The organism is Streptomyces sp. NPDC005141 (genome assembly GCF_053599975.1).
Map to the genome: position 1 here is coordinate 1 of NZ_JBSFYW010000118.1, position 10,277 is coordinate 10,277.

Genomic DNA, 10,277 nt, shown 5'->3' on the forward strand with positions numbered 1-10,277 from the left:
CCGGACTGGCGGTGACAGCCTGTGGAGCTGGCGTAAGACCTCAACGGAGCACTCCGGGCGGGCAGTCGGCGACGAAGCAGGAAACCCCACGGCGCGAGCCGTAGGAATCCCCCTTCTTCCGGAGGGGGAGGAAGTCAAGGTCGGAAACTAGCACCGAAACGCGACACGATGGCACTCGGTGCGCACCTGACAGGGAACTGAGTGCCTCAAGATCTTCCCGGGGAACAACACCCCTCGAACCGCGCCGATGAGTCGCACGCCCTGAAACGCCCGGGAGGTGCCACTCCTAACGCACCGGGCTCACCGGACCGTCGTCACCGAACCCGTCTCGTGGTCGTTCGGACGGCTTCGAGCACGGTGACCTTCCGGCGGGGCCGGACCACGCGGTCATCAAGGACAAGCTCATCATGGCGTGAACGGCGGGAAGAAGGCCTGCACCGCGCAGCCGACCACCCCCGAGACCCCGTCGGCTTCGACGCCGCCCGCCTAGACGCCGGGCGCCCCGGCCTCATCGGCGCCCGCGACTCCGGCGACGCCCTCCCTCCCGAGGCCCCGTCCGCCCCCGGGTCGGCCACCCCGGCCTTCGCTTCCCGCGCGAGGGCCGGGGCTCGTCCGTGCGCGCGGGGGCGCTTCGGTGGGCGTACTCGGCTTCCGGGTCCGATGGGCGGAGCGAGGGAGCGTCAGGCCGTCACGTTCCTCGGTCCGGACGGTCAGCGGTCGTTGCAGGCTGCCGAAAGCTTCTCGTCGCCCAGGAAGTGCCCGTTCGTGTGGGCCTGGAGAGCGACACTCACCAGGGTCAGCAGGAGGTCGATGTCCGAGTCCACCTCGAGATGGATGGTCACCCAGCGCGAGCCGGGCACCATACGGATGGCGGTGGAGTCCTTGAGGTGGTCCTCGTAGCGCCGGATGGCCCGGTCCGTGAGGTGCAGGTCCACTTCGTGGTCCGAATGGAAGTGGACGATCTCGCACTGCGCCGCGCACAGTGCGCGTCCCGTGCCACAACTCGGCAGGGACTCCGCGAGGTCCGGCCAGTTCGCCAGTCGCGTCATGGCTCTGGAGGCCAAGGTCATGCGCCCATCATGACGAGCTCATCTCTCGGCCACCAGGAGTTGACGCAGACGTAATCCGGAGGTGGCCCCGTAATGTCCGGTTATCGTCTCGAAATTGACGACGCTTCGTGTTGATGTCCCGGCCCAGGACAGCGGAGAGTGGCCCTGGACTCCGCGATCAGGGCCACTCCCGACGCCGGGGCCGGTCGGATCAAGCCATCCAGAAGAAGACGGCGGTCATCCGTTTGTCCTCCATGGATTCCCCGCAGTAGTCGGTGGCGCTGTGGATCAGGTTGGCGTTGTAGAGGAGCAGCCGGTTGTAGCGGTGCGGGACGCGGATGTCCTCGACGAACGAGTCCGGCGGGACGAAGCGTGTGCCCAGGGCCTCCACCAGGTTGCTGTGCGGGGCGGTGACGACGTTGCCGCCGAGCCGGCCGCCGGGCAGGTTCTGCCGGAAGAAGCTGGTTCCGCAGTCCTTGGGGACGTTCGGGTTCAGGTAGAGCACGGCGGCGTAGCGGCACAGGGCGCGGGAATCGGTGTGGGGGCGCGGTTCGCCCTCACCCTTGCCGACGACCTGGACGCAGTTGTGGTTGAGCGTGGCGCCCGAGGGCGTCGCCTGCTGCCACAGCTTCCGCGCGCCGGTCGCCTTCCTCACCAACCGCTCTACGCGCGTCAGTTCGTCCGGTTCGAGTCCGGGCATCGTCCGTAGACCCGGCCAGCTCTCCGAGGTGTACGGATGGCCCTTGACCCAGTCGTCCTTGGTGACGCACCGGGCCCGTACGGCATCGGCGTCGGGCAGCACGTCGTCAAGGACCCAGTAGTCCCGGTCGCGGGTGGGTTTCCGGTAGGGGAGGACCGGCAGCGACGGTGTTCGCGGAGGTTGTGGGGGCATGCGGCCGACGATATTGATGTATCCGTCAGTGATCTCCAGGGATTTGGTCAACCTTCCGCCAACTGGCTTTTGATTTGTCCATGACGAACAGGCCGGGCCGGTGGTCGGCCGGGAGGCTGTCGCCCAGCGGTTTCCAGCGTGCCGACGTTCGAATGCTCAACAGGAATTGCCGAATCGAGCGTATCGATCGCTTCCTGACGGTGGTGGCGCGCTGAACGTACGGGCCCGCGCCCCCGTATCACTGCACACGGACGGCGGGAGACCGCGCGTACGGAAGGAGAGCAGTGTGCCGACACCGCCCGAACGCGGGCAGCCCACCGGGCGCTCCGTGATCGAACCCACTCACATCCAGCGCCGCCGCCGTTCCGAGTCCCTGGCGGAGCTGCTGCGGCAGGTGCGGGTGCAGGAGGGAATGGACACGGACGACGGGTACGAGCCGGTCGCCGTGCCCGCGGTCGCGACACGGCTTCTCCCGCCCCCGGAGGAGGACGAGACGGAGGAACTGCCGCCGGTTCTGATGGGCGAGGACTACACCGACGGCGCGGGGCCGCCGGACGCGGGGGCGGGACCCGTGACCGGACGCGGAAGCCTGTACGGAAAGGGCCGGGAGAGCGGCCACGGCCTCGGCCGCGGGACGGGCCTGCGCGGCGCCACGATCACGGTAGCCGTCGCGGCGGCGGCCCTGATCGGCTTCGCCCTCGCCCTGCTGGTGCCGCACGGGGACCAGGACGACTCGTCCCGGACGGGAGCCGGAGCGAACTCCTCGGCGGCGTCCGCCGCCCCGGCCCCGGACGGAGCCGATGATCCGGACGGGGCCGGCACCCTCCGGGAGGGCGACAGCGGCCCCGAGGTGACGGCACTCCAGCACCGCCTGCTCCGCATCCCGAACGTGTACGACCACGGCAGCACCAGCGGCAGCTACGACGCCGCACTCGCCGCGGCCGTCGCCCGCTTCCAGGTCTGGTACGGCATCCGGGGCGACGAGTCCGGCGTCTACGGCAACGACACGCGGGCCGACCTGGAATCCCGGACGGCGACCCCGTAAAGCGGCCGGGGCGGGTGGCGCGGTGACGGTCGCCTCGCCCGCCCCGGCATCCTCCTGTGCCGTCGCACGGTGCCGGCTGCTCGGGCGAACTCCCGGATCACCCCGCCGAGTTCCCCCGTCCGGAGCCGGCGGGGAGCCGACGGACCTGCGTGTGACGCCGCCCCCGGACGGCCCGCACGACCGCGCCGTCCGTTACGGACCCGGCGGTCCCCACGCCCCCGAACCCGTCGCCACCCCGGCACAACTGACCTTCCGCACCGAGGCGTTCACCGCGCGGAACGGCGATCCCGCGGGCGATCCCCAAGGGGAGCCCGAGCTGGGGATCCGGCCCCGGTGACCTCGTGCCCGGTGACCCCCGCAGTGGCCTCGGCCCCGGCGGCCGCCGTCCCGAGGACCAGGTCGGCGCGGTCCCGTGTCGCGGCGACCAGCTCGGAGTTGCGCTGATCCGTCCCGAGCACCCACGCCACGGCCGTGTCGTGGTCCTTGCCGAACTCCTCGTGACGTGCGACGAGCCGACGGATGCGTTCGGCCTCCTCCAGCTCGCAGAACCACACTTCGTCGAGCTGGGCGCGGGCCCGCGCCCAGGCGTCGTCGCGCAGCAGCAGGTAGTTCCCCTCGGTGACGATCAGACGCGCGGCCCGGGGAACCGGGAGGGCACCCGCCAGGGGCTGTTCGAGGACCCGCTCGAATCCGGGCGCGTAGACGAGATCCTCGTCGTCCTCGCGGAGCCTGCGCAGCAGCGCCGCGTACCCCGCGGCGTCGAAGGTGTCCGGAGCCCCCTTCCGGCCACGGCGCCCCAGCCGCTCCAGCTCGGCATCCGCGAGATGGAACCCGTCCATCGGCACATGAGCCACGTGGAACCGCCCGTCCTCGTCCAGCCTCCGCACCAGACGCTCGGCAAGCGTCGTCTTGCCCGCGCCGGGGGCACCGGCGATACCGAGGAGCGCGCGCCGGCCGGGCCGTACGAGCGAGGCGGCCCGCTCCACCAGGTCGTCGAAGGTCATGCACGCCTCGGTCGTACGGGCCCGGACAGAGGCGCGAGGGCAGCGATTTCCATGCCCCCCAGTATCGGCGACGAGGGGCGTGGGGGAAGTCCCGCGCCGGACGGGGCATCGATCGGCCGTCGGCCGGGACCCGACGCCCGATGTGGCGCTCGCCACCCGCTGGAGACGGTTCCCGGGGGAAGACTGCTCGTATGACTGAGCTCGGCCTGCCGAAACAGATCCTGGCCTGCCTCTTCGACCTCGACGGGGTCATCACCAAGACCGCCGTGGTCCACGCGGCCGCCTGGAAGCGGACGTTCGACGACTTCCTGCGCGGGCGCGACGGCGACGGATTCCGTCCCTTCGGCGACGCCGACGACTACGCCGCCTACGTGGACGGGCTGCCGCGTGCCGACGGCGTCCGCTCGTTCCTCGCCTCGCGCGGCATCGAACTGCCCGAGGGAACCCCCGGCGACCCACCGGACCGGACCACCGTCCACGGTCTGGGCAACCGCAAGAACGAGCTGCTCCTCGACATGATCCGCACGGACGGGGTCGAGGCCTACGACGGCACGCTGCGCTACATCGAGGCCGTCCGCGCGCACGGCCTGCGGACCGCGGTCGTCTCCTCCAGCGCCAACTGCCGGGACATCCTGCGCTCGGTGGGGGCGGAGTCCCTGTTCGAGGTACGCATCGACGGTGTCGTCGCCACCGAACGGCGGCTGCCGGGCAAGCCGCGCCCCGACACCTTCCTGGCCGCGGCGAAGGACCTCGGGGTCCAGCCGTCCGAGGCGGCCGTCTTCGAGGACGCGCTGGCCGGCATGGACGCGGGCCGCTCGGGCCACTTCGGGTACGTCGTCGGCGTGGACCGTGTCGGACAGGGCGCCGCGCTGCGCGCCCACGGCGCCGACATCGTCGTACGGGATCTGGCCGAACTGGGGGAGCACGCGTGATCACCCACTCGTCGTACGGCGTCGATCCCTGGACCCTGCGCGAGAGCGAGCTGCACCTCGGGCTGCTGCCGCAGAGCGAGTCCGTGTTCGCCCTCGCCAACGGCCATGTCGGCTGGCGCGGCAACCTCGACGAGGGCGAACCCCATGGCCTGCCCGGCTCCTATCTGGGCGGCGTCCACGAAGTGCATCCGCTGCCCTACGCGGAGGCGGGCTACGGCTATCCGGAGTCCGGGCAGACGGTCATCAACGTCACCAACGGCAAACTCATCCGGCTGCTGGTGGACGACGAGCCGTTCGACCTGCGCTACGGCCGACTGCGTTCCCACGAGCGCGTCCTCGACCTGCGCACCGGGCTGCTCACCCGCACCTGCGAGTGGACCTCACCGGCCGGCTCCACGGTCCGGGTGCGCTCCACCCGGCTCGTCTCCTTCACCCAGCGGGCGATCGCGGCCGTCGCCTACGAGGTGGAGCCCGTCGACAGCCGGACCCGGGTGGTCGTCCAGTCGGAGCTGGTGGCCAACGAGCAACTGCCCGGCCAAAGCGCCGATCCGCGGGCGGCGATCGCCCTCGAGTCGCCGCTGGAGGCGGAGGACCACTTCGCGACGGGTCACCGGCTGCGGCTCGTGCACCGCACCCGGAACAGCGCGCTGCGGGTCGCCGCGGCCGCCGACCACGCGGTCAGGGGACCCGACCGGACCACCATGACCAGCGAGAGCAGCGCCGATCTCGCCCGCCTCACGGTGACCTCCGTGCTGGAGCCGGGCCAGACGCTGCGGCTCGAGAAGCTCGTCTCCTACGGCTGGTCGGGCACCCGTTCCCTGCCCGCTCTGCGCGACCAGGTGGACGCGGCGCTCGCCGCCGCCCAGCACGGCGGCTGGCAGCACCTCGTCGACGAACAACGCACCTATCTCGACGACTTCTGGGCACGCGCCGACGTCGAGGTGGGGGGCGACGAGGAGATCCAGCAGGCCGTCCGCTTCGCCCTGTTCCATGTCCTGCAGGCAGGCGCCCGGGCGGAACAGCGCGCCATCCCCGCGAAGGGCCTGACCGGCTCCGGATACGACGGCCACGCCTTCTGGGACACCGAGACCTTCGTCCTGCCGCTGCTCACCTACACCTCGCCCGGCGCCGTCGCCGAGGCGCTGCGCTGGCGCCAGAACACCCTCCCGGCCGCACGCGAGCGGGCGGCCCAACTCGGCCTGCGGGGAGCCGCGTTCCCGTGGCGGACCATAGCGGGCTCGGAGGGCTCGGCGTACTGGCCGGCCGGCACCGCCGCGTTCCATGTGAACGCCGACATCGCCGACGCCGTCATCCGCTACACCGCAGCCACGGGCGACACCCACTTCGAACGCGACACCGGCGTCGAGCTGCTGACCGAGACGGCACGGCTGTGGCGCTCGCTCGGGCACCACGACCACCAGGGGAAGTTCCACATCGACGGGGTGACGGGGCCCGACGAGTACAGCGCCGTCGCCGACGACAACACGTACACCAACCTGATGGCCCGCGCGAACCTCCTGGCCGCCGCGGAGGTCGTCGAGCGGCACCCCCGGCGGGCCGCGGAACTCGGCGTCGACGAGGAGGAGAGCGCGGCATGGCGCGACGCCGCCGACGCCATGCACATCCCGTACAACCACGAACTCGGGATCCACGAGCAGCACGCCGGATTCACCCGCTACCAGCGCTGGGACTTCGCCACCACCCGCCCCGACCAGTACCCGCTGATGCTGCACTTCCCCTACTTCGACATCTACCGCAAGCAGGTCGTCAAGCAGGCCGACCTCGTGCTCGCCATGTACAAGTGCAGCCCCTTCTTCGACGAGGAGCACAAGGCCCGCAACTTCGCCTACTACGAGCCCCTCACCGTCCGTGACTCCTCCCTGTCGGCCTGCTGCCAGGCCGTGATCGCCGTCGAGGCCGGTCATCCGGGCCTCGCCTACGACTACTTGGTTGAAGCCGCGCTGATGGATCTGGAGGACCTGGAGCACAACACCCGCGACGGCCTGCACATCGCCTCGCTCGCCGGTACCTGGATGGCCCTGGTCGCGGGGTTCGGCGGTCTGCGGCACCACGGCGACACCCTGGCGTTCGCGCCCCGGCTGCCGGAACGGTTCAACCGCCTCGCCTTCTCCCTGGAACTCCTCGGCCGGCGGCTGCGCGTGGAGATCGAGCACGACGTCGCCACGTACACGCTCGCGACCGGCGATCCCCTGGAGATCCACCACTACCGCGAACCCTTCACCGTCGACGCCGACAAGCCCTACAGCCTGCCCATCCCGGCGCCGAGGCTGCGCCCCGCCCCGGACCAGCCGCCGCACCGGCGGCCGAACTCTCAGGGCTGAGACGCAGCGAGGGTGCCGGCGCGTCAGTCCCGGGTCAGGCCGGGCGCGATGTCCTCGTGCCGTTCCACGGGCGTCGCACCGGGTGCGGCGGCCTTGGTCGCGGGCTTGCCGCAGAACGCGGACTCCAGGGTGCGGTACATGGTGTTGAGCACCGTGGTGTTGTTCGAGGTGTTGGCCAGTGCGGTGAGGCTGCGCTTGCCGTCCTTCGTGGTGAACGCGTACGAGTAGTAGCCCTGCACGGTGCCCGTGTGCCCGTACACGGAGATCCCGCACGGCAGATCGCGGCGGCGCAGCCCGAGGCCGTAGGCCGTGTTGCTGTTGACCTGCGTCCACTTCTTCATCTGGGTGAGCTGGGCGGCGGACATGAGCTTGCCGCGCAGCAGAGCGGAGAGGAAGGTGTCCAGGTCGTGCGGCGTGGAGATGATGGCACCCGCGCTCTGCGCCCAGGAGGCCGTCTGCTTGGTGGAGTCCACCAGGGCCGCTCCCGCCGCGTCGGGCCGGAGATAGCCGTTGACGTGGCGGCCCGGGATCGAGGTGCCGGGATGGACGTAGAACGTCTCGGTGAGGTTCAGCGGAGTGAAGATGCGCTTCTGGTACTCCGTGGCGACACCGTGCCCGGTGAGCTTCTCGATCAGCATGCCGGCGACGACGAAATTGGTGTTCGAGTACGAGTAGGCGGCTCCCGGCGCGTTGGTGCGCGGCCTATTCAGCGACAGCTTCACCAGATCCCGGTAGCTGAACACCTTGTTGCGGACGGCCTCGAACCCGGGGACCGTCCGGGCGAACAGGTCGGTGGTGTAGTCGTACAGACCACTGCGGTGGTTCAGGACGTGCCGCACGGTGATCCCGTTGTCGGGGAGCAGGCCCGGCAGATAGCTGTTCACCGACTTGTCGAGTTTCAGCCTGCCCTCGTCGACCAGCTGGAGCAGCACCACGGCGGAGAAGGTCTTGGTGATGCTGCCGACGCGGAACCGGTCGTTCGTGCTGATGGTCCGTCCGGTGGCCCGGTCGGCAACCCCCGAAACCATCCGGTGCACCGTGCCGTTGTCGTCGATTCTCGCCATCGCGCCAGGCGCTCCCTGCGTGCGCGCCGTACGCAGGATCGCCCGCAGGCCCGCGTCGTCGGGCGCCGCCGCGGCCGCCGTCGCGACCCGTTCGGTGCCGTTCCCGCCGGTTCCCGCAGGCGGCGTCGCGGCCTGCGCCGGGGCTGCCAGCAGGGACACCACCACCGCTCCCAGCGCCGCGCCCGTGCCCACCGTTCCTGAGACCATCTGAACTCTTCTCCCGAGTGCCTTCGCCGGTCGGACTTCCCGGCTCGAACCGCGCCGCGGATGCGGACGCCGGCTCCATCTGTACGCGCTGAGAGGGCGCACGGGTTGCATTGCACAGGGAAGGAACGGAAACGGTGAAGGGGAATCGGCGAATTGGCGGAAAGGCGCCGTGACGGGGCGAGGGTGACGCTGGGTCAGCCTCCGAAGAGCTGCGTCCAGTACGTGCCCGCCCGGCCGCCGCCGGCGAGGCCGATCCCGATGTGGGCGAAGTCGCGCTTGAGGATGTTGGCGCGATGGCCGGGACTGTTCATCCAGCCCTGGACCACCTCGGCGGGGGAGCGCTGCCCGCAGGCGATGTTCTCGCCGATGGTGCGGTGGGTGCAGCCCGCGGCCGCGGCCCGGTCCCAGGGCCGGCCCCCTTCGGGGGAGGTGTGCGCGTAGAAGTCACGGGCCACCATGTCGGCGCTGTGGGCCTGGGCGGCGGTGGTGAGCCGGGTGTCGGCCCACAGGGGCGGCAGACCCGCCGAGACCCGCTCGGCGTTGGTGAGGGCGATGACCTCGTGCGCCGTCCGTTCCAGGCCCGCCGGGCTGAACGGCCGGGCCCACAGCGCCGTCCAGTACAGGTCGCCCGAGCGGGGGTCGGGGACGGACGCCAGTCCCGCCTGGTCGAACGCGGGATCGCACAGCGTGTGCCGGGACGCCTCGGCGGAGAGGCAGTACTCGACGAACTCGCGCGGGGTGCGCGGGCCGGAGACCAGATGCTCGCCGATGGTCAGATAGGCGTAGCCGGTGGCGGTGACGCGCTGGTAGACGGACGTGCCGTCCGGGCTCTCCGAACCGAGCAGGCCGCGGGCCGCCATGGCGCGGGCGTGGTCCCGGGCCGCGGCCGTCAGCCGGGGGTCGAGTCGGACCGGCGGGGAACCGGCGGCGGCGCGCGCGGAGTTCACCGGACCCATGAATCCGTCGGGGTCGGGACCGCCACCCGGCGACCCCGCCGGTCCGCCCCTCGCCGTCGTAACCGGTCCGGCTCCCGGCGCGGTGAGCCGTCCCGCACCCGGCGTCGTCGTGCCCCGGCCGGCCGGCGCCGCTCCCCGCACCGCTCCCCGCACCGCGCCCGGCGTCGCACCCGGGGGTGTGGCGTCCTCGGTGACATCGACCCCGAAATCCCGTGCGACGCCCGCCAGTCCGTCCGCGTACCCCTGGCCGAGGGCACGGAGTTTCCAGGCCGTGCCGCGCCGGTACAGCTCGGCGAGGAGCAGCACCGTCTCGCGCTGTGGCCGGGGCGGGGTGAACCGGGCGAGGAGGCGGCCGTCCGGCGAGGTGACCTGCACGGTGGGGGAGGGCAGCCGGCCCAGGGGAGTCCCGGGGTCGGCGGGGCTGACGACGACGGTGACGCGGGCGGCCCCGGGCCTCAGCCGCGCCGGATCGATGGTGAGGCGGTCGCCGTCGAGGCGGGCGCCGGGCGCGGCCGGCTGGTTGTAGAACACGAAGTCGCCGTCGCCGCGCACGGTGCCGCCGTCGTCGGTGATCAGCGCGGACACGTCGAAGGGACCCGGCACCCTGAGGGTCAGGACGCCGTCCGGCAGGGGTGTGTTGCCCCCGGGAACCAGCTCGCTCATGCCGCCGCCCGTCGGTGTGGTGATCCGTGTTCGAGTGCACCGTCGAGCACATCTTCTCGGCGCCCGACGGACTCAACAACGCCGTCTGGGGCAACGTGGTGCGCTTCTACATCCGGGACGACC

At 71.5% G+C, this 10,277-nt stretch carries 8 protein-coding genes and 1 pseudogene; 4 read left to right on the forward strand and 5 right to left on the reverse strand.

The window, feature by feature from the left end; genetic code table 11:
* Positions 1-104 (forward strand): annotated as a pseudogene (locus ACWD68_RS40840) (RNA-guided endonuclease InsQ/TnpB family protein); the annotation flags it as partial.
* A gap of 606 nt (positions 105-710) precedes the next feature.
* Here ACWD68_RS40840 and ACWD68_RS40845 read toward each other — a convergent pair.
* Together ACWD68_RS40845 and ACWD68_RS40850 are read right to left on the reverse strand one after the other, a co-directional pair.
* Positions 711-1,070 carry a luciferase domain-containing protein gene (locus tag ACWD68_RS40845; protein ID WP_451811541.1) on the reverse strand — a complete coding sequence of 120 codons (360 nt, stop codon included), beginning with the start codon at positions 1,068-1,070 and terminating at the stop codon, positions 711-713.
* Between the two features lie 190 nt (positions 1,071-1,260).
* Positions 1,261-1,941, reverse strand: a complete 681-nt coding sequence (locus tag ACWD68_RS40850; RefSeq protein ID WP_451811542.1) for a DUF6445 family protein — start codon at positions 1,939-1,941, stop codon at positions 1,261-1,263.
* A gap of 286 nt (positions 1,942-2,227) precedes the next feature.
* Here ACWD68_RS40850 and ACWD68_RS40855 point away from each other — a divergent pair, with 286 nt between their 5' ends.
* On the forward strand, positions 2,228-2,986 hold the full coding sequence (locus tag ACWD68_RS40855; protein ID WP_451811543.1) for a peptidoglycan-binding domain-containing protein: 759 nt from the start codon (positions 2,228-2,230) through the stop codon (positions 2,984-2,986).
* A gap of 266 nt (positions 2,987-3,252) precedes the next feature.
* Here the strand turns inward: ACWD68_RS40855 and ACWD68_RS40860 are convergent, their stop codons facing one another.
* Positions 3,253-4,146: a nucleoside/nucleotide kinase family protein gene (locus tag ACWD68_RS40860; protein ID WP_451811544.1), complete on the reverse strand. Its 894-nt coding sequence runs from the start codon at positions 4,144-4,146 to the stop codon at positions 3,253-3,255.
* A 35-nt stretch (positions 4,147-4,181) separates the two neighbouring features.
* Here ACWD68_RS40860 and ACWD68_RS40865 point away from each other — a divergent pair, with 35 nt between their 5' ends.
* Positions 4,182-4,922, forward strand: coding sequence for a beta-phosphoglucomutase family hydrolase (locus ACWD68_RS40865; protein WP_451811545.1), 741 nt, complete (start codon positions 4,182-4,184; stop codon positions 4,920-4,922).
* On the forward strand, positions 4,919-7,264 hold the full coding sequence (locus tag ACWD68_RS40870; RefSeq protein WP_451811546.1) for a glycoside hydrolase family 65 protein: 2,346 nt from the start codon (positions 4,919-4,921) through the stop codon (positions 7,262-7,264). Before ACWD68_RS40865 ends, ACWD68_RS40870 begins: the two co-directional genes overlap by 4 nt.
* A 23-nt stretch (positions 7,265-7,287) precedes the next feature.
* On the opposite strand, the gene ACWD68_RS40875 is transcribed toward ACWD68_RS40870, so the two are convergent.
* Both ACWD68_RS40875 and ACWD68_RS40880 read right to left on the reverse strand, forming a co-directional pair.
* Positions 7,288-8,535, reverse strand: coding sequence for a serine hydrolase domain-containing protein (locus ACWD68_RS40875; protein ID WP_451811547.1), 1,248 nt, complete (start codon positions 8,533-8,535; stop codon positions 7,288-7,290).
* Positions 8,536-8,729: 194 nt separating this feature from the next.
* Positions 8,730-10,154, reverse strand: a complete 1,425-nt coding sequence (locus ACWD68_RS40880) for a CAP domain-containing protein (RefSeq protein WP_451811548.1) — start codon at positions 10,152-10,154, stop codon at positions 8,730-8,732.
* Between the last annotated feature and the right edge of the window lie 123 nt (positions 10,155-10,277).